Below are 342 nucleotides of genomic sequence, written 5' to 3'. Positions count from 1 at the left end.
ACCTGACCGCACAGCTTGCCGGGCAGGTGCTGCAATACGACCGTGAAAACGGTCTGACCTACCGGAAGGAGGAAGTGAATGAAGCAAATTGAGTATAATTTGCTGGAGGAACGCTGGGTGCGGGTGCGCGGGCAGGATTACACCGTGCAGGAAGTTTCTCTGCCGGATGCCCTGCTGCACGCCCACGAATACCGTGACCTGGCCGGAGAACTGCCCCCCCAAGATGCCGCCATGCTGCGGCTGCTGCTGGCGGTTCTGCACACGGTGTTTTCCCGGGTGGATGGAAACGGTACTCCAGCCCCCTTTGAGGAAACGGACGATGCCCTGATCCGCTGGGAGGAG

1 protein-coding gene is annotated in these 342 nt (G+C 60.5%); it reads left to right on the top strand.

What is annotated here, in order from left to right:
• Positions 1 to 78: 78 nt before the first annotated feature.
• The coding region (locus tag P0G09_RS16230; RefSeq protein WP_275253183.1) for a type I-E CRISPR-associated protein Cse1/CasA at positions 79 to 342 on the top strand (264 nt) is incomplete at its 3' end.

Origin of the sequence: Faecalibacterium sp. DFI.5.82, from assembly GCF_029076575.1 — a bacterium.
GTDB classification, from domain to species: domain Bacteria; phylum Bacillota; class Clostridia; order Oscillospirales; family Ruminococcaceae; genus Faecalibacterium; species Faecalibacterium duncaniae.
This window is presented reverse-complemented; position numbering and strand designations above follow the sequence as displayed.